Origin of the sequence: Frankia sp. Cppng1_Ct_nod (genome assembly GCF_920656135.1) — a bacterium.
In the GTDB taxonomy this organism is placed as follows: domain Bacteria; phylum Actinomycetota; class Actinomycetes; order Frankiales; family Frankiaceae; genus Protofrankia; species Protofrankia meridionalis.
In genome coordinates this window covers 38,481-57,596 of record NZ_CAKKTK010000003.1, presented here as the reverse complement: position 1 = coordinate 57,596, position 19,116 = coordinate 38,481, and the positions used below count along the sequence as shown (strand labels likewise).

The 19,116-nt window shown below is 68.2% G+C and carries 17 protein-coding genes; 3 read left to right on the top strand and 14 right to left on the bottom strand.

Annotation, left to right across the window (positions count from 1 at the left end):
• On the top strand, nucleotides 1–972 hold a 972-nt coding region (locus NBW77_RS01800), incomplete at its 5' end, for a nucleotidyltransferase domain-containing protein (RefSeq protein ID WP_250279193.1).
• Here the strand turns inward: NBW77_RS01800 and NBW77_RS01795 are convergent.
• From NBW77_RS01795 to NBW77_RS01775, 5 genes are all read right to left on the bottom strand, one after another.
• Complete coding sequence (locus tag NBW77_RS01795) at nucleotides 923–3,094, bottom strand: MMPL family transporter (protein WP_250279208.1); 2,172 nt, start codon at nucleotides 3,092–3,094, stop codon at nucleotides 923–925. The two genes, NBW77_RS01800 and NBW77_RS01795, sit on opposite strands and share 50 nt — an antisense overlap.
• 367 nt (nucleotides 3,095–3,461) lie before the next feature.
• Nucleotides 3,462–4,220, bottom strand: a complete 759-nt coding sequence (locus NBW77_RS01790) for a RibD family protein (RefSeq protein ID WP_131745043.1) — start codon at nucleotides 4,218–4,220, stop codon at nucleotides 3,462–3,464.
• Nucleotides 4,213–5,154 (bottom strand): pseudouridine-5'-phosphate glycosidase, encoded by a 942-nt coding sequence (locus NBW77_RS01785; RefSeq protein WP_131745044.1) that lies wholly within the window; start codon nucleotides 5,152–5,154, stop codon nucleotides 4,213–4,215. Before NBW77_RS01785 ends, NBW77_RS01790 begins: the two co-directional genes overlap by 8 nt.
• Before the next feature lie 36 nt (nucleotides 5,155–5,190).
• Entirely contained in the window at nucleotides 5,191–6,603 is a 1,413-nt protein-coding gene (locus tag NBW77_RS01780; RefSeq protein ID WP_131745190.1) for a sensor histidine kinase, read from the bottom strand.
• 13 nt (nucleotides 6,604–6,616) lie between these two features.
• The gene (locus NBW77_RS01775; protein WP_131745045.1) at nucleotides 6,617–7,342 is read right to left on the bottom strand and encodes a response regulator transcription factor; all 726 of its coding nucleotides are present in this window, start codon (nucleotides 7,340–7,342) and stop codon (nucleotides 6,617–6,619) included.
• Between the two features lie 352 nt (nucleotides 7,343–7,694).
• Between NBW77_RS01775 and NBW77_RS01770 the strand changes: the two genes are divergently transcribed.
• Nucleotides 7,695–8,267: a hypothetical protein gene (locus NBW77_RS01770; RefSeq protein WP_131745046.1), complete on the top strand. Its 573-nt coding sequence runs from the start codon at nucleotides 7,695–7,697 to the stop codon at nucleotides 8,265–8,267.
• A gap of 214 nt (nucleotides 8,268–8,481) precedes the next feature.
• Complete coding sequence (locus tag NBW77_RS01765; protein WP_131745047.1) at nucleotides 8,482–8,670, top strand: hypothetical protein; 189 nt, start codon at nucleotides 8,482–8,484, stop codon at nucleotides 8,668–8,670.
• Nucleotides 8,671–8,744: 74 nt separating this feature from the next.
• Here NBW77_RS01765 and NBW77_RS01760 read toward each other — a convergent pair whose 3' ends face one another.
• The 9 genes from NBW77_RS01760 to dnaK all read right to left on the bottom strand — a co-directional run bounded on the left by NBW77_RS01760 (nucleotide 8,745) and on the right by dnaK (nucleotide 18,852).
• Entirely contained in the window at nucleotides 8,745–9,155 is a 411-nt protein-coding gene (locus tag NBW77_RS01760; protein WP_131745048.1) for a HEAT repeat domain-containing protein, read from the bottom strand.
• Nucleotides 9,152–9,892 (bottom strand): hypothetical protein, encoded by a 741-nt coding sequence (locus NBW77_RS01755; protein WP_131745049.1) that lies wholly within the window; start codon nucleotides 9,890–9,892, stop codon nucleotides 9,152–9,154. Before NBW77_RS01755 ends, NBW77_RS01760 begins: the two co-directional genes overlap by 4 nt.
• Before the next feature lie 68 nt (nucleotides 9,893–9,960).
• A complete protein-coding gene (locus tag NBW77_RS01750; protein ID WP_131745050.1) occupies nucleotides 9,961–10,656 on the bottom strand; it encodes a putative T7SS-secreted protein in 696 nt (231 codons plus the stop codon).
• A gap of 232 nt (nucleotides 10,657–10,888) precedes the next feature.
• Complete coding sequence (locus NBW77_RS01745) at nucleotides 10,889–11,476, bottom strand: polysaccharide deacetylase family protein (RefSeq protein ID WP_207386793.1); 588 nt, start codon at nucleotides 11,474–11,476, stop codon at nucleotides 10,889–10,891.
• A 310-nt stretch (nucleotides 11,477–11,786) separates the two neighbouring features.
• Entirely contained in the window at nucleotides 11,787–14,393 is a 2,607-nt protein-coding gene (gene clpB, locus NBW77_RS01740) for an ATP-dependent chaperone ClpB (RefSeq protein ID WP_250279192.1), read from the bottom strand.
• Between the two features lie 141 nt (nucleotides 14,394–14,534).
• Complete coding sequence (locus NBW77_RS01735) at nucleotides 14,535–15,020, bottom strand: heat shock protein transcriptional repressor HspR (RefSeq protein ID WP_131745051.1); 486 nt, start codon at nucleotides 15,018–15,020, stop codon at nucleotides 14,535–14,537.
• Nucleotides 15,017–16,213, bottom strand: coding sequence for a DnaJ C-terminal domain-containing protein (locus NBW77_RS01730; RefSeq protein WP_131745052.1), 1,197 nt, complete (start codon nucleotides 16,211–16,213; stop codon nucleotides 15,017–15,019). The genes NBW77_RS01735 and NBW77_RS01730 overlap by 4 nt, the downstream gene beginning before the upstream one ends.
• A gap of 90 nt (nucleotides 16,214–16,303) precedes the next feature.
• Entirely contained in the window at nucleotides 16,304–17,029 is a 726-nt protein-coding gene (gene grpE / locus NBW77_RS01725) for a nucleotide exchange factor GrpE (RefSeq protein WP_131745053.1), read from the bottom strand.
• Entirely contained in the window at nucleotides 17,026–18,852 is a 1,827-nt protein-coding gene (gene dnaK, locus NBW77_RS01720; RefSeq protein WP_250279191.1) for a molecular chaperone DnaK, read from the bottom strand. The genes grpE and dnaK overlap by 4 nt, the downstream gene beginning before the upstream one ends.
• Nucleotides 18,853–19,116 lie beyond the last annotated feature (264 nt).

Sequence of the window (19,116 nt, the reverse complement as noted above, 5' to 3'; positions counted from 1 at the left end):
GACGAGTCCACGCCAGGAGCACGCAACCCGCTGTTCCCGGACGATCCGGGGCCCGCCCCGGTGAACCCGCCGACCGGGCCGATCACGGGTGCCATGACCGGCCCGTTGCTGGTCGGTACCACCGCCCGCGCCTTCGCCAAGCTCGATGACCTGATCCGACTCAATGCCGACGACCGGGCAGTCATCGACGCCCGCCGGGACGATGCCGAGCAGGCCCTTCGGGTGATCTTCCCGCCGAGGTGCACGCTGCCTCTCGTGGGTGTGGCCACCATCGGCTCCGCGGGACGCGACACGATGATCCGGCCGTTGGACGAGGTGGACATCTTCGTCGTGTTCAGCGCGGCCAACAGTGCGTGGAAGCGCTTCCGCTGGGACTCACGCGACCTGCTTCTCTGCGTCCGCAACGCGATCGGCGGCGACCGCGTCCAGACGATCGGCACGCGTGGCCAGGCCATGCGAATCGTCTACAACTCGGCGCCGGACGTCCATCTCGTTCCTGCCTTCGACCACCCGCGTGCCGGCTATGTCATGCCGGACTGTGTCGGCGGCTGGCTGCCGACCCGGCCGGAGCGGCACGCGAGCTGGATGGCGGACGCCGGCCCGCGGGTCGCCTCGGCGGTGCGACTGCTCAAGGCGTGGAACCGGGTCTGCGGCAGCCATCTGCGCTCGTTCCACCTGGAGGCCCTTGCCGGCAAGGTTCTGATCAACCGTGGGTTGAACACCCGGCAGGCGCTGGCCGCGGTGTTCAACCACCTCGAAACCAAGGGGTTCGCCGCCTACGACCCGGCGGAGGTCGGCGGTGACCTGTCGACCTACCTGCAGCCGGCGGACTTCGACGCGCTTCGGGAGTCGGTGCGGTTCGCTCGAGTCCACGCGGATGACGCGGTCGGGGCGGAGCAGGCAGGCCGGCATGAGGATGCTGTCAACCTGTGGCGCCTGATCTTTGGGCCGGAGTTTCCGACCTTCGGCTAGTCCCGTTGGTAGAGCCGTTGCCGTTGCCGGGCACAGGGTCGTCGGTGCCGTTACCTGGCCCGGTGTCCGCAGGCCCGGTATCCGCAGGCTTGGTGTCCGCCGGCTTGGGCCGGTCCGCGGGCGGTTTTGCCAGGCGGCTGGGCCACCAGATCTTCGGGCCGATGTCCAGGGCGAGGGCGGGGACGAGAACCGAGCGCACCACCAGAGTGTCGAGCAGCACCCCGAACGCCACCAGAAAGCCCATTTCGGCGAGCTGCACCAGCGGGAGGATGAACAGCACCGAGAAGGTGGCGGCCAGCACGACACCGGCGGAGGTGATGACGCCGCCGGTGACCGCCAGCCCATGGCGGACCCCTGGTCCGGGGCCGATTCTCGCGCTCTCCTCCCGGACCCTCGTCATCAGGAAGATGTTGTAGTCGATGCCCAGTGCCACCAGGAAGATGAATCCGAGCAGCGGTAGCGAGGGGTCGGCTCCGGCGAAACCGAACAGCCGGTCGTAGGCGAGCGCGCTCGCACCCAGCGCGGCCAGGAACGACAGGACCACGGTCGCGATCAGGATCAGCGGGGTGACGACTGCTCTCAGCAGCAGCCCGAGAATCACCACCACGATCAGCAGCACTACCGGGATGACCACCTTCCGGTCGCGAACGGACGCGTTGCGCACGTCGAGGTTCACCGCTGTGTTTCCACCGACCAACGCGTCCGCTCCGGGTATCGCGTGAACCGCCGTCCGGAGCTGGTTGATCGTTTCGAAGGAGGCGCGCGTGTCAGGAGGCGGCGAAAGAACGACCAGGAACTGGGCCTTTCCCGTGCTGCGGCCGTTTTCCACGGCAGTGGCGACGCCGGGATTCTTCCCGATGGTGGCGAGCACCTCGTCCGCCGCGGCGGTGTTCGTGATGACGTAGGTGGGTGAGGTCGCACCAGCGGGAAAACTGCGCTCCGCGAGTTCCTGCCCGACGACAGAGTCCACCGACCCGGTGAATCCCTGGTCCTGGCGTAGGCCTGTGTTCAGGTGCAGGGCTGCGAACGCGAGGCCGGTGAGTACCAGGGTGGCCGCGATCCAGACGGTGCGCGGCCGTCGGGCGATTGTCGCGCCGGTACGTGACCAGAATCCGGATTCCGCCACGGCGTCCGCGCCATAGCGGGGGATGAACGGCCAGAACAGCCGACGCCCGCATACGACGAGTGCAGCCGGAAGCAGCGTCATCATTGTCACGAGGGCGGAAGCGATGCCGATCGCGCCGACCGGACCGAGCCCGCGGTCGGAGTTGAGTTCGCCCAGCAGCAGACACAACAGGCTGATGATGACGGTCACGGCGGAGGCTACGACCGCGGGTCCGGCCCGGCGGATTGCGATCCGCATCGCCTCGTGGGCGTCGGTGTGGCGGGTCAGCTCCTCACGGTAGCGGGCAATGAGTAGCAGCGCATAGTCGGTGCCGGCGCCGAAAACGAGAACCCGCAGGATGCCGGCGCTCTGCCCGTTGACGGTGAGACCGCAGTATCTGGCCGCGAGATAGATCAGACCGGTGGCCGTCTGATCCGCGATGGCGACCGACAGAAGCGGGACGAACCACAGAAAGGGACTTCGGTACACGATCAGCAGAATGACCGCGACAACGCCGCCGGTGACGAACAGCAGCGTGGTATCCACGCCGCTGAACACATCGTAGGAGTCGGTCAGAAACCCGGCTGGTCCGGTGACCGATGTCCGTAGGCCGGGTGGTGCCGACTCCCGGACGATCCGGCGGATGTCCTTGACTCTGTCGGTGAACTTCACGACGTCGGCGTTCTGCGCAAGGCTCACGCCGACTATCAGGGCGTCGCCTCTGGGCGAGGGGATGGGAGCGCCGACCGGGCTCGCGGAGAACCCGTCGAGGCGGTGGGTGAGCTCGGCTACCGCCGTCCGGTCGGCAGCGGTCAGTTCGGGCACGCGCGCGAAGACGACGATCGCTGGTAGGGCGTCCCCGCCCGGAAGCTGTTTCTGGGCCTGGAGGACCCGGGTGGATTCAGCTCTGTCAGGCAGGAACGAGGAGGCGTCGTTCTTCTGCGCGCCGGTCAACCTGGACGCGAGCGGGGTGACGACCACCGCGATAATGATCCACATCAGGAGGATCGCCCACATGCGTCGGCGTCCCGCCTGCGCTGCCACAACCTTCCGTGCTCTGTCGTCCACCAGCGCACCCCCTGCCGCCGTGAAGCATCGATCGTCGCAGGTCGGTGGTTGAGGCGGTAGCGATTGACAGCCGGCGGTTTGTAGTGATTTCCGGTGTCCGGATCACGGGCCGGAAGACGTCCGCCGGTGACACCCGGACCGCGTTGTCACTCCCGACAGCGATCAGGGAAGCGGGCAGTAGTGTGCCGCGCCGAACGGGCGGATGTCTTCATGCACCGCTCAGAGGTCTCGAGAGTCGCTGTGGGCGGAAGTGCGCTTCCGGATGATTTCGGCGTGGAAGCGAGGTTCGCGAGTACATGGAGGTTGTCGCCTCAGATCAGCCGGTTGCGCCAGCCGCCGTCGCCGTTGTCGCCCGGGTCGGCCTCGAACAGTGAGCCCCGGTTGTCCCGGTCGGCCCGCCGAGCAGGTAGCGCAGCAGCACCACGTCACCGATCCGGCGGATCTCGGCCAGCTCCATCCGTCGGCCCGGATCGTGGGGGAACGTGCCGGCGCCGACGAAGCGGGGTGCGGCCGGGTCGCCGACGAAGAACGGCGCGATCACCAGGTGGAGCTCGTCGGCGAGCCCGGCGGTGAGGAAGCGGGTGTGGACCGTACCGCCGCCCTCGACCATCAGCCGGCGCACGCCACGTGAGGCGAGGTCTGCCAGGACGACGCCCAGGTCGAGCGGATCCCCGGCGTCCACGACCGACACCATCGCCACCCCGGTGAGGCGTTCGCGGATCTTGCCCATCGCCGGGCCCGCGGCATACACGATCTTCTGAACCGCTCCGGCGGTGAAGAAGGCCGCGGTCGGGTCGAGATCACCACGGCTGGTGACGGTGACCTTGATGGGGCTTTCCGGCAGGCCGCGGGTCACCCGCTGTTCGCGGCGGGCCGGCGAGCGGACCAGCAGCCGGGGGTTGTCACGGCGGATGGTGTTCGCGCCGACCAGGATGGCATCGACACCGGCGCGGACCTCGTCGACCCGGTCGAGGTCGGCGTTGTCGGACAGCAACAGCCGCTGGTCGGTGGCGTCGTCGATGTAGCCGTCCACGGACATGGCGGCCGACAGCAGCACGTACGGGCGTTCAGCCACGCGGGACTCCAGGCTTGCCGGACCAGGCGGTGGCTATGTCGGCGGCCACGGTCACGTTGTTGCGGACGACCGCGATGTTCGTCTCCAGGCTCGCGCCGGCCGTCTCGCGGTGGAACGTCTCGAGCAGGAACGGGGTGACGGCCTTTCCTCGCAGGCCGCGTCGGGCCGCCTCCGCCAGCGCCTCGGCCAGGACCCGGTCGTGCAGGTGGCGGTCGAGCTGGTCCGTCTCTCCTACGGGGTTGGCGACGACCACGGCCGAGCGCAGGCCCAGGGCGTCCGCGTCCGCCATGACGGATGCGACCTCACCGGCCGCGTCCACCCGCCAGTCGAGGGTGAATCCGGTGCGTGACCGGTAGAAGCCGGGGAAGATGTCCGTCCGCCAGCCGAGCAGGGTCACGCCGAGGGTTTCGAGCCGCTCGAGGGTGGCGCCGACGTCCAGGATCGACTTCACCCCCGCGCAGACCACGGTCACCGGGGTGCGGGCCAAGGTGACCAGGTCCGCGGATTCGTCGGCGCTGTCGGCCCAGCCACGGTGCACCCCGCCGAGCCCACCGGTGGCGAACACGCGGATGCCGGCGCGGGCGGCGAGCAGCGATGTGGAGGCGACCGTGGTCGCGCCGGTGCGGCGCAGCGCGCAGGCCACCGGCAGGTCCCGCACGGACAGCTTCGCGACATCTGTCGAGCCCGCGATCCGCGCGAGCGCATCAGCGTCCAGACCGATCGTGGGCGTCCCGTCGATCACGGCAATGGTTGCCGGGGTCACCCCGCGGTCACGCAGCAGGGCTTCCAGCTCAGCGGCGACCTCCTGGTTGCGCGGCCGGGGCAGACCGTGCGCGATCAGTGTCGACTCCAGGGCGACCACCGGCCGTCCCGACTCCAGCGCCACCCGGACCTCGTCGGCAACCGCCAGCTTCCGCACGGCCCGAAGGTACATCCGATGTGCCCGGAGCGAGCGGCGACAGGGGCGTGCTTACGGCTGTCCGGGTTCACCCGTCGGGAGGACGATCCGGACGGTGGTTCCGGCGCCGGGAGCGGAACGCACCTCGGCGGTGCCCCCGTGCGCGGCCGCGACAGCCGCGACGATGGACATGCCGAGGCCGCTGCCGCCGTGGACCCGGTCGCGGCCCCCCGACGCCCGCCAGAAGCGGTCGAAGATCCGCCCGGCCGCTTCCGGCGGCATGCCCGGCCCGAAGTCGCGAACCTCGAGGTAGGCGCGGTCATCGTCGTGGGCAAGCTCCACCTCGACCTGGGCCGTCACGGGAGTGTGGACCCGCACGTTCGACAGGAGGTTCCCGATCACCTGGCGCAGGGCGTCGGTGTCCCCGACGATCACGTACCGGTCGGGGCACGTCAGCGTGATGGGGCGGTCCGGCTCAACCGCGGCCGCGTCGGCGACCGCGTCGCGCAACAGCGCCGCGAGGTCCACGTCCGAGCGGTCCAGGGGCCGGTGCTCGTCGAGGTGCGCCAGGTAGAGCATGTCGTCGACCAGCGCGCTCATCCTGGCGGTCTCCTGCTGGACGCGCCGCAGGGCGTCGTCCACACCCGTCGGTGGCACGACACCCTGCCGCATCAGGTCGACATACCCGCGGATGGACGTCAGCGGCGTCCGTAGTTCGTGGGAGGCGTCGGCGACGAACCGCTGCAGCCGTTCCTGCGAGCGGATCCGTTCCTCGAACGCCGACTGGATCTGGCTGAGCATGACGTTGAGCGCGGCGGCAAGCCGACCGACCTCGCTACGCAGGGGCGAGTCGGGTACGCGGCGGGACAGGTCCCCGCCGGCGATCGCCGCGGCGGTCTGCGCGACGTCCCGCAACGGCCGCAGGCCACGCCCGAGCAGCAGCCATGCCGAGCCACCGGCGAGCGCGAGGACGGCGATGCCGGCCACGGCCTCGACGCCGACCAGCCGGGTGACGGTCGCGGTGACCGGGCGCAGCGGGATGGCGACCAGGTCGGTGCCACCGTCGGCCGGCAGCGACCCCACGATCGCGCGGTACCGCCTGCCGCCGTCGACGATGGTGAACGGGGTTCCGGAGGCGATGCGGGTGTCGAGGTCGGTGACGGTGTCGATGAGTGGACGGGACGGCGTGGGACCGCTTCCGTTCCCTGTGACGACCAGGACGGAACCGTCGTGCTGACGCAGTTCCATCACGTAGTCGGTCGGGGCGATCGCACGGTGCAGACCTTCGGCGCCGAGCGCGGGTGCCAGGCGGGGCAGGATGGCGGCGGCGCGGGCTGCGGCCAGGCTCTGCGCGCCGCGCAGCTGGTTGTCGGTCTGATCGAAAAGGTAGGTGCGCAGCGCGAGGATGCTGATGGCGGCGGCGGCGGACAACCCGGTCGTGAGCAGGGCCAGCAGGCCGATCATCAGCCGGGTCCGTAGTGTCACTCCCCAGCGTGGGTTACTCGCAGGCACCGGACTCCAACAAGATGTATCCGAACCCGCGTCGTGTGTGGATCAATGGCGGTCCGTGCTGCCCGAGCTTGCGCCGCAGGTAGCTGACGTACTGGTCCACGACGGTGTCGCCACCGTGGAAGTCGTACGTCCAGACCGCGTCGAGGATCTGCGCCCGGGACAGGACCCGGCGTGGGTTCGTGAGCAGGTATCGCATCAGTTTGAACTCGGTCGGGGACAGCTCGACAGGATGCCCGTCCCGGGTCACCTCATGGGTGTCCTCGTTCAGCACGATGTCGGCGAACCTCAGGAGATTCACCACGGTGGAGGGTTCCTCGCGGTGCGTCCGCCGGAGCACCGCACGGACCCGGGCCACCAACTCGTCGACCGAGAACGGCTTGGTGACGTAGTCGTCCCCGCCGTAGGTCAGGCCTGCGACCTTGTCCGCGTTGGTGTGGCGGGCGGTCAGGAAGATCACCGGTATGTCGGTTCCGTCGTCGCGCAGACGGCGGCACACCTCGAAGCCGTCGATGTCGGGCAGCATCACGTCGAGCACCATCAGGTCCGGTCGGGCGTCCCCGACCGCGTTGAGCGCATCCCCGCCGCAGGTCGCGGTGACCACGTCGAACCCGTGGAATCTCAGGGACATCCGTACCAGGTTCACGATGTTCGGTTCGTCGTCGACCACCAGAACCCGCGGCTGGTGCGGTGTGCCGCCTGCGCTGTCACCCATGTACGTGTCCCCTGTGCGTCTGCTCTGCATGTGCTCTGCGTATGTGTTCTGTGCGGGTGCGTCCGGTGCCATCACACCGGTCGAAGATGTGAGTCGGGTTCGAACCCGTGGATTCGTTCCGGACGTGCCCGGCCCGATCGGGATGCCGGCCCGATCGGGGCGCCCGGCCCCATCGGGGTGCCCGGCCCCATCGGGGTGTCGGCCCACGGTGCCGGCGTGGTGGGGGAGTTGAGCGAATTCGAACGCGACTCACATCCAGCATCGAAATGGTTCTCACACGGGCCTGGTGTCCTCGTCCTGTCGCTCGAAACCGCGCACCCTCCCGATCCTCTCGAAGCAGGTGGACGTGAAGATGAACCAGCACACGCGCATCCGTCGTCATACGGCCACGGCGATCCTCGCCGGTGCGGCACTGCTCCCGCTGGCCGCATGCCAGGCCGGTGCCGCGCAGGTATCGGCTGCCAGCGCGGCCACGGCCCAACCGGGCACGACATCCACGAGTGCGGCATCCACGAGTGCGGTGTCCGCGAACACGGTGTCCGCGAGTGTGCCGCCCGTCGGGGTCGGAACCGGTGGTCCCGGCTCCCTGACGGTGGACATCACGTCTCCGGTCGCCGTGTCCGGCCATGTCGATACGCTCGTGAGCTGCGAAACCGCTGGACGTCGGTATGCGGCGTCCGCGACCGGGACCATCCGGGGCTACACCGTCGCAGACACGGTCCGCATCGCCAACTACCACGGCCCGGCGACCTACCCCGCGGTCGTGACCGTGTCCGTCAGCTCGTCCGCGGAGGGGAAGTACGCCATCGACGCAGTGCCGGCCACCGCTGTGATCACATCGGCGGGCGGCTCGGTCTCGTTCACCGCTCAGACGTCGGCCGGCCGCACCCTGGCAGGCTCGATCGTCTGGTCCTGCTCCGCCTGACCGTAGTCACCTCGGCTGCGCTGGCGACCGGACCGGCGCAGCCATTTGTTCCCGAAGTACAGATTCGTGATCGACTAGCTCGGCGGGCCGCGTACTCAATTACGTCAGGAATTCGATTATTTTTTAAATTATCCGAAATATCTACTACCAGATTTCGGGGGATCGGCTCCCGCGTTCCACTGCGGATTATCCCGACAGCCGCATCAAGGAAACTATGGGTGTCAATTTCCGGGTTCTTATCAACGAGTTCGTTCTCCTGTATCAGAAGACGCATCGAGGACGTCGCGACTCCATCCTCGGTACAGGGGAACAGCTCCTGGCGTTCGGTGTCGAGTGTGACGTGGCCATCGACCGCGCCGTCGCGCCCGAACTCGTAGACGGCCTTGCTGTCGATTCGCCGTGACAGTTCGACTCTTATCCAATAAGACACTTTCCCTCGCTGCCGGATCTGGTGCCAGCGGTTCTTCCCATAAAATTTCACGTGGTGGGCATGGTCTCTTCGATTCTTTTTCGGGCGTTTTTTCGTATGACTTCCCATGGGTCCCGTGCGAGCATCTCAAGTAGTGCGCGCGGGGTTCTCGGGTTCAGTGCCACCGCGTTCCTCACGGATTCATCAGGATCGGCGGCAAGGGCTGTCAGGATATCTTCGGAGATTTTTCTTTTGCGAGCGACCATGCCTCGTACCCGGTCATCTCCATCGCGTGCCAGAATGCGGAGTACCTCGATCGGGACCTTCTTGTTGTGGGCGACCCAGAAGTGCATATCGGGGTACCTCTCGACAACTTCAATCCAGACAGAGACGGGCGCTTCTTCCTCGGCTGCGCGCGAGTATTCTTCTCGGTCCTCGCTCTGGCGGAGTCTGACGAACTCGTCGGCGGTTTCGATCATCGGATCTTGAATTCTTTCCAGGATATGGACATTCCTGTATTCCCCTTGTGCTTATTGTTGATGAACTGGCCGTACTCATCGGCGTCGGCAACCCATTGTAACCCGCGCTCCTTCTCCTCGAACACCTTCCATGTGGAGCCGCCGTGACCCGTGAGATCCTTCGACCACCAGAGCTGGCTCTTGCGTTCACGAGTGAAGGATCCAAACTTCGGGTGTTGCATTTCTTTGTCCACGCTCGAACGCTTGATGCCCCATGGTCTGCGGCTTTCACCACTGCGGCCGGAGGCCCCACGGGCATCGGTCATAAGCGAATTTCCGGACGTTGGAACGTCGCCGAGGTATCCGATGTCGCAGACGCCCGCGGATGCGGGACGGGGACCCAGCCGTGTGACCACCGTGACGGTATGGATTAGATTTCGGCGGAGGTCGGTGACTACAGCGGCGAGGTGGGCGCGGGTGGCGTCGACGGTGCTGTGGGCGAGGGCGGCGCCGCCGTGGAGAACGCCCGCGACCGCACGGCCGTCGTGTAATGCGTCAGCGGCGCCTCGGATGCCACGGGCGAGTCCGCCGACCGTGGTGAGCCCCTTGGCGCCGGGAATACAGCCGAGTAAGGCGAAACCGACGTCCCAGAAGGACGCCCGGCCGTTGCCATATCCGACCAGGGTGTCCGCGAGGACGACGAGGGCGGCGGCGAGCACGACCCAGGCGAGGGGGCCGCCGATGACAAGGGTGACCACGCCCAGTACCGCGACGGTGATTTTCGCGACTCCGACGGCGGCATGCCAGACCGTCCCCGACCGTTCTTTCAGACCTTCCCAGGACCACCAGGGTTTGTTCCGGATGCCGGCGTGGGAGGCGTCGCGGATGGCGTGGGCGCAGGTGCTCGCAGCCTCTCACGCATCTGTCCGGCGGCGAGGGCGAGTCGGCGGGCGGCATCGAGATCGTCCTGGGCGGCCTGCACGGAGTTGCGTTCCTGGTCGAGGCGAATCTGGGCTGTGTCCCGATCACGGATCGCCTGCGCCACCTGCGCCGGATCGGGTGGGGGAACGCCTGCGGCGGTGTGGAAGGCCGGGGTCAGGCCCGTAATGGTCGACAACGCCGACGTCAGGATGGTCCAGGCCGGAGCTACCAGCATCTGCGCCTGATCGCGACGGGCACGTGCCTCCCGACCTTGCAGCAGCGTACGGTCGGCCTGCGCCTGCGCCGCGTCCAGAACCGGTTCGTAAGCGTTCAGTGCTTCGCCGACCAGCCGGTAGGAGGTCTCGGGCGTGTGTAACTGCTCGGGGAACGCGCCCAGCTCGTCGCGGAAGGCGTTGCCGGCCCGGCCGGTCCAGGACGACATCACCTCGCCGGCTGTCACCGCCGTCACCTGCCCGCAGGCGTGTTCCACGTCCGCGGTGAACTCTGAGAACCGCCGGGCAAGCTGGCGGACAGAGAACGGATCACCCGGGGTCGGGTCGCCGTCCAGGTCCAGGGCACTCCAGTCGGTGGGACGGTTCATCCGCCTGGCTCGTGATTCAGGAATTGGCAGAGTCGACGGATCATTGCCGTCATACATCGCTCCGGCATGGTCAGGGCCAGGTCACAAGTACGAAGTCACAAGAAGTGCCGGGATCGTAGCGTAAACAGTGACTATCCGACCACTGATGGGTCACGGCGGTGTTGCGTGGGCGGTGTTCCGCGTTCGGCGACCGGGTGACGGCGTATCGACCGGGACATGCGTTCCGCAGGGGTCAGGCGAACAGGTCGTGGACCGTCACCGGGCGGAGCCCCTTTTGTTCCAGACCGGCGATGATCCGGGGGAAGGCGGGGATCGTACCGGCGTGCCCGAAGTGCAGGCTCACCACCGAGCCGGGTTGCACCGCAGCCAGGGTCCGGGTGACCACCGCGTCGACACCGGGGTCGGTGTAGTCGAGTGGGTCGACGTCGTAGGACAGGCAGTGCGCGTAGCCGGCGCGGCCGGCCTCGGCGAGCACCGTCGGGGTGCTGTGGTGCATCGCCGACGGCCGGAAGTAGTCCCCCGCTCCACCGGTCACCCGTTCCAGGACATCCCGCGAGCGCTCCACCTCGGTTCGCACGACCGGCGCGCCCTGCCGGTCAAGATCGGCGAGATGGGTGTACGTGTGATTGCCGATCTCGTGCCCGGCGTCGCGGGCGCGGCGGGCGTAGTCCGGATACCGCTCCAGCCAGTTGCACACGAACATGCAGGTGATCGGTACCTTCGCCCGTGCCACGGCGGCGAACAGCCCGTCGACCACCCCGATGTCACCGTTGGTGTGGAACGTCAGCGCGACCTCCGGACGGCCTGAGGTCGCGTGCATCAGCTCGGTCGCTGGCCCACCCGGGGCAGGCGGGGTGCCCGCGGCTTCGGTCGGTGTTGCCGTCCGCGACGCAGGGGCGGGCGTGGTCGCAGCCGACGGTGGTACTTCGCCTGAGGATGCGCCGGTCGTACCGCGGGTGGTACGACCGGCGGTTGAACACCCGGCGAGGGCCACGGCTGCCCCCGCCAGTAGGCCGCGACGGGTCAGCGAACCAGGCGTGCACACAGGCACACCCTAGCGTCCCCCGGCTACTGAACGAACGATACCCGATTGACCTGATTTATCGCCTTAGGCGACTTCGGAGGGTATGTCACGCAGTACGGATGGTGGGTTGAACCCGCAATCCGGGTCGGGTCGGGTCGACGTCCACGGCAACCTCGTCGCCATCCCGGACGGCGCCGGCCAGAAGCTCCCGGGCAAGCGGGTCACCGATCGCGGTCTGCATCAGCCGACGCAGCGGGCGCGCCCCGTAGACCGGGTCGTTGCCCTTGTCCGCAAGCCATCCGCGTGCCGGTTCGGCCACGGTCAGGGTGATCCGCCGGTCTGTCAGCCGAGCCCGCAGCAGGTCGAGCTGGAGGTCGACGATGCGGGCGAGGTCGTCCTTGTCGAGCTGGTCGAAGACCAGGATGTCGTCGAGCCGGTTGAGGAACTCGGGCTTGAAGGCCTCCCGGACGGCGACCATCACCGACTCGCGCCGCGCCTGCGGGGACAGCGTGGGGTCGGCGATGAACTGCGACCCGAGGTTGGACGTCAGCACCACGATCGTGCTGCGGAAGTCGACCGTCCGGCCCTGGCCGTCGGTGAGCCGTCCGTCGTCCAGCACCTGCAACAGAATGTCGAACACCTCCGGATGCGCCTTCTCCACCTCGTCCAGGAGGATGACGCTGTAGGGCCGGCGCCGGATCGCCTCGGTGAGCTGCCCGCCGGACTCGAATCCGATGTAACCGGGCGGGGCACCGATGAGCCGGGCCACCGAATGCTTCTCGGCGTACTCGCTCATGTCGATGCGCACCACCGCGCGCTCGTCATCGAACAGGAAGTCCGCGAGTGCCTTGGCCAGCTCGGTCTTGCCGACACCGGTCGGGCCCAGGAACAGAAAGGAGCCGGTTGGCCGGTCCGGGTCGGAAATGCCTGCGCGGGCGCGGCGCACGGCGTCGGAGACAGCCCGCACCGCGGTGTGCTGCCCGATGACACGGGCGTGCAGCTCGTCCTCCATGCGCAGCAGCTTGGCGGTCTCGCCCTCCAGCAGCCGGCCGGCGGGGATGCCCGTCCAGGACGCGACGACATCCGCGATGTCGTCCGGGCCGACCTCCTCCTTGAGCATGGCGCTGCCGGGCTCGTCCGATCCGGGCAGCGCGTCGGTTGCCGCGGCGAGCCGCTTCTCCAACGTCGGGATCGTGCCGTAGCGCAACTCGCCGGCCTTGGCCAGATCAAGATCGCGTTCGGCGACGTCCATGGCACGTCTGGCGTTCTCCAGCTCCTCCTTGACCTTCTGCACCTCGACGATGGAACTCTTCTCCCGCTGCCAGCGCGCGGTGAGGCCGGCCAGCTCCGCACGCTTCTCGGTCAGTTCGCGCTGGAGCCGCCCACGGCGTTCCTTGGAGGCGTCATCGCTCTCCTTGGACAACGCCATGTCCTCGATCTCGATGCGCCGGACGGCCCGCTCCAGCTCGTCGATGGCCACCGGCCGACTGTCGATCTCCATCCGCAGTCGGGACGCGGCCTCGTCGACCAGGTCGATGGCCTTGTCGGGCAGGAAGCGCCCACTGACGTAGCGGTCAGACAGGGTGGCGGCGGCGACGAGTGCCGCGTCGGTGATCCGGACACCGTGGTGTACCTCGTACCGTTCCTTGAGCCCACGCAGGATGCCGATGGTGTCCTCGGTGGACGGTTCACCGACCAGCACCGGTTGGAACCGGCGTTCGAGGGCCGCATCCTTCTCGATGCGGGTGCGGTACTCGTTCAGGGTGGTGGCGCCGATCATCCGCAGTTCGCCACGGGCGAGCATGGGCTTGAGCATGTTGCCGGCGTCCATTGCGCCCTCGGCGGCACCGGCGCCGACCACCGTGTGCAGCTCGTCGATGAACGTGATGAGTTGGCCCTCGGCGGACCGGATCTCGTTGAGGACGGACCGCAACCGTTCCTCGAACTCGCCGCGAAGCTTCGAACCGGCCACCATCGAGCCGAGGTCGAGTGAGACGATCCGCCGGCCGCGCAAGGACTCGGGCACGTCACCGGCAACGACCCGCAGGGCAAGGCCCTCGACGATCGCGGTCTTGCCGACGCCGGGTTCGCCGATGAGGACGGGGTTGTTCTTCGTCCGTCTGGACAGGACCTGCACGACCCGCCGGATCTCGGCGTCGCGCCCGATGACCGGGTCGAGTTTGCCGGCTCGGGCCTGCTCGGTGAGGTCGACCGAGTACTTGTCCAGCGCCCGGTAGGAGCCTTCGGGGTCACGGCTGGTGACCCGGTGGACGCCACCGCGGACGGTGTCGAACGCGCCGCGCAGGGTGTCGGCGGTGGCGCCGAACTCGGTCAGCACCCGGGACGCCTCGCCGCCCTCCTCCGCGAGCGCCACCAGCAGGTGCTCGACCGAGGTGTACTCGTCGTCGAGCCGGTTCGCCTGCCGCTCGGCATTGTCGAGGACGGTGATGAGCTGCCGGGAAAGCTGCGGAGGGGAGACGCTCGCGCCGGTGGCGTGCGGCAGCCGGCTGACCGCGGCCTCGGCGCGGGCGCGTACCTGGGTGAGGGGCGCCCCGGCGGCCTCGAGCAGGTCGACGGCAACGCCGCCTGTCTGGCTCAGGACGGCGACCAGCAGGTGCAGCGGGTCGACGAGTGGTGAACCGTCGCCGGTGGCGCGGGCGACAGCGGACGACAGGGCTTCCTGCGAGCGGGCGGTGAGCCGGTCAGCGTTCATGGGAGTCCTAAGATGATCGTTTTGTTCGTACCATCTTTTCCAACGCTCAATACAGTTGAGTCGTTCCCACTCATGTCTGAGGCGCGGGGCGCACGGAGGGAACGCGGCCGGCGTAATGTACGCCGGCGTGGGCCTGGCCGGCTACCGGCGTGGGCCTGGTCGCCAGACCACGATCGCGCTGCGGTCGACGGGCACAAGATCACGTCGGTGGCTCCGGTGGGCCTCGGCGACCCTTCGTTCGGCCTCGGCGCGGGCCGCAGCCAGCTCCTCGGTCAGCTTCCTGACCTCTGCCTGCAACATCATGACCCGACTGCCCAGCTCCAGGATCCGGCGGACGCCCTGGAGGTTGACCCCCTCCTCCTGGGACAGCCTCTGAACCTCGCGCAACAGTGCGACGTCCCGGACGGAATATCGCCGACCACGCCCGGACGTGCGACCCGGAGTCACCAGCCCCAGCCGGTCGTAGGCCCGCAGCGTCTGCGGGTGCATACCGGCCAGCTGGGCGGCAATCGAGATCACGTACACGGGTGTGTCGTCGTCGTGCGCGGGACCGGGACGCGGTGCCGCCGGCGGACCGGCCGGGGCGGCGCTCGGCGGATCGGCCGTGCGGCTCGGTCGTGGTTTCATGACCGGCCCTCCATCTGTGCCATCAGCGACATGCGTGGATCTTCGGGATGGGCGTTGGCGAAGTCCTGCAGCGCGGTGCGCGCCTTCGGGGACAGATCCGCCGGCCTCGGCACCGTGACCTCGATGGTCACGATGAGGTCACCGTGACCGCCGCCGCCTCGGGGCACCCCACGTCCACGTACCCGCAGACGCCGTCCACTCGACGTCCCGGACGGAACCTTCACCGTCAGGGGGGCGCCGTCGATCGTCGGTACCTTCACCGATGCGCCGAGCGCCGCCTCGGTGAAGGTCACCGGCAAGGTGATCGTCAGGTTGTGCCCCTCCCGGCCGAAGACCGGATGGGTCAGCACATGGACGGTCACCTCAAGATCGCCCGCCTGCCCGCCGCGTTCGCCCGGTGATCCGCGTCCGCGGACCCGCAGGCGCTGGCTGTCCGCCACGCCCGGTGGGATGCGGATCCGCTGCTCCCGCTCCCGGCGTCCGGTGCCGAGACAGTCCGGGCAGGGCGAGTCGATGACCGACCCCTTGCCGAGGCAGTCACGGCACGGTTCGGACAGCGCGAAACCACCCTGGGACCGTGACACCACACCCAGGCCTCGGCAGGTCGTACAGGTCCGTGGCGTCGTCCCTACCCGGGCACCACGCCCCATGCAGGTGACACACGTCGCCGCACCCGGCAGCCGGACGGTCGCTTCCAGACCGGACAGGGCCTTCTCGAACGGGATCGTGACCTCGGCCGCTATGTCGGTGCCGCGGCGTGGCCCACGGCCTGTCGGTGACCGCTGGAACAGGTTGTCGAACAGGCCACCGATGCCGCCGGGACCGCCGCCCGCGCCGGCCCCGCCCAACAGATCATCGAGGTTGTACGCGCCTGCCCCGCCATAACCGGGTGAGCCGAACCCGCCCGGCTGATAGCCGTAACCGCCGGGAGGATGGCCGCCGGGGACCCCACCCGCGGTGAACAGCGCCCGAGCCTCGTCGTACTCCCGGCGTCGGGACTGGTCCGACAGGACGTCGTACGCCTCGGAGACCTCCTTGAACCGGGCTTCGGCCCTCGGGTCACCGGGGTTCTTGTCCGGGTGCAGCTCCAGGGCAAGCCGGCGGTAGGCCTTCTTGATGTCGGTCGCCGAGGCGTCCTTGGGGACGCCGAGAGCGGCGTAGTAGTCCTTCTCGACCATGTCACGAACACTCACGGCGCCCCTCCTTTCATCATCATGTCGTGTACCGACGCTTGATGCGGATCCGGTCGGACGAAACGTCACATGGCATTGACTACTCGACGGCTAGTCGAGGGGTTCCGAGGAGCCGTCTCCCGCACCCGGCACACTCTCCACCGCCGCGTCGTCCACGTCGGCGTCCGATGCTGGTTCGGCGACCGATACCTGGGCCGGTCGCAGGACCCGACCGGCATGCCGGTAACCGGAACGGTAGACGTCCACACAGGTCGGCCCGGTCACGTCCGAGGAGTAGGTGTGCATGAGCGCATCGTGGACAAGCGGGTCGAACTCGTCCCCCCGGGAGCCGAACCGTTCGAGCCCGGCCGTTTCGAGGGTGGCCTCCAGCGATTCCGCGACCGCCTTGAACGGGCCTTCCAGATCACCGTGGTCACGGGCGCGGCCGATGTCGTCGAGGGTGGGCAGCAGCGTCGACAGCAGCTTTCCCGCCGCCTGGTCGGCTGTGGCCTGGCGGTCCCGCTCGACCCGACGCCGGTAGTTGTCGAACTCGGCCTTGAGCCGCTGCAGGTCGGCGGTGCGTTCGGCGACCTGTAGACGCAGTGGTTCCAGCAGTTCCTCGTCCCTGGCCGGGGATGGCGCGGCCGGCGGAGTCGCCGAACCCGCGGCCGTGGGCGGCGCGGTGGTCTCACCGCTCGTGGTGACGGTGTCCACCCGGATGGCGTCCACTCTTACCTGCCCGCTTTTCGGATCGATGCGTCGCTTGTCCCTGACGATTACCGGTTCGTCCGGTGTGGAGATGCTGTGCAGCCATTCGTCCCCGTGGGTCGAGGTCATTTCTTTTCCTCTTCGTCCACTATCTCGGCGTCCACCACATCGTCGTCCGTGGCAGTGCCCGGCGCGCCGCCCGCCGCCGTGGCGGCGGACTCCGCGTAGAGCGACTGGCCCATTGCCGAACTGGCCTTGGCGAGTTCGGCCGTGGCCTCCCGGATGGCTGTGATGTCGGTACCGCCGACCGCCCCGCGCAGCGTCGACAGCTTCTCCTCCACGTCGGCCTTGACCGTGGCGTCGACCTTGTCACCGTTCTCGGCCAGGAAGCGCTCGGTGGAGTACACGAGGGTTTCTCCCTGGTTGCGGGTCTCGGCCTCCTCGCGACGCTTACGGTCCTCCTCCGCGTACTGCTCGGCGTCGCGGACCATCTTGTCGATGTCGTCCCTGGGCAGCGCCGACCCGCCCGTGATCGTCATCGACTGTTCCTTGCCGGTGCCGAGGTCCTTGGCGGAGACGTGCACGATGCCGTTCGCGTCGATGTCGAAGGTGACCTCGATCTGCGGGATGCCGCGGGGTGCCGGCGGCAGGCCGGTGAGCTCGAACATGCCGAGCTTCTTGTTGTAGGAGGCCATCTCGCGCTCGCCCTGGAAGACCTGAATCTGCACGGAGGGCTGGCTGTCCTCGGCGGTGGTGAAGATCTCCGACCGCTTGGTCGGGATCGTCGTGTTGCGCTCGATGAGCTTGGTCATGATCCCGCCCTTGGTCTCGATGCCGAGAGACAGCGGGGTGACGTCGAGCAGCAGGACGTCCTTGACCTCGCCCTTGAGGACGCCGGCCTGCAGGGACGCGCCGACGGCGACGACCTCGTCGGGGTTGACGCCCTTGTTGGGCTCCTGGCCGCCGGTGAGCTCGCGGACCAGGTCGACGACGGCCGGCATGCGGGTGGATCCGCCGACGAGCACGACGTGGTCGATGTCGGAGACCTTGACGCCGGCATCCTTGACGGCCTGCTGGAAGGGGTGCTTGCAGCGGTCGATCAGGTCCTGGGTCATCCGCTGGAACTCCGAGCGGGTGAGGGTGACGTCGAGGTGCAGCGGCCCCTCCGCCGAGGCGGTGATGTAGGGCAGGTTGATGCTGGTCTGGCTGGACTGCGACAGTTCGATCTTGGCCTTCTCGGCGGCTTCCCGCAGGCGCTGCAGGGCCATCTTGTCCTTGCCGAGGTCGACGCCGTGCTGACCGGAGAAGGTCTTGATCAGATGGTCGGTGACGCGCTGGTCCCAGTCGTCGCCACCGAGGTGGGTGTCACCGGAGGTCGACTTGACCTCGACGACGCCGTCGCCGATCTCCAGCAGGGAGACGTCGAACGTGCCGCCGCCGAGGTCGAAGACCAGGATCGTCTGCTCCTTCTCGCCCTTGTCCAGGCCGTAGGCGAGCGCTGCCGCGGTGGGCTCGTTGACGATGCGCAGGACGTTGAGACCGGCGATGGTGCCCGCCTCGGTGGTGGCCTGGCGCTGCGCGTCGTCGAAGTAGGCGGGCACGGTGATGACCGCGTCGGTAACCGGCTCGCCCAGGTAGGACTCGGCGTCCCGCTTGAGCTTCTGGAGGATGAACGCGCTGATCTGCTGCGGGGTGAAGTCCTTGGTGTCGACCTTCATCTTCCAGTCGGTGCCCATGTGGCGTTTGACCGACCGGATGGTGCGCTCGACGTTGGTGACCGCCTGCCGTTTCGCGACCTCGCCGACCAGGACCTCGCCGTTCTTGGCGAAGGCTACGACGGACGGAGTCGTCCGGGAGCCCTCGGCATTGGCGATCACCGTGGGTTCGCCGCCCTCGAGCACGCTCACGACGGAGTTCGTGGTGCCGAGGTCGATACCGACCGCTCGTGCCATGTCTGTGTACCTCTCAGATCGGGACGGTCCGGCTGCTGGCTCCGCAAGGGGCCGGGCCGGCACGTTCGTCCAGTAGTTGAGTCCTTCCGACTCAGGATCGACCGATAATCCCACACCCGTCAAACCTGAGTTAACAAGACTCAGCTTTTCTATAAGAGTACATGCACCCATGATGCGGCGACATACCGGTGACCAGGCGTCAGGTAGTGGACGCACGACAACGGCCGGCGGGTTTTCCCGCCGGCCGTTACGTGGTGTGTCGGG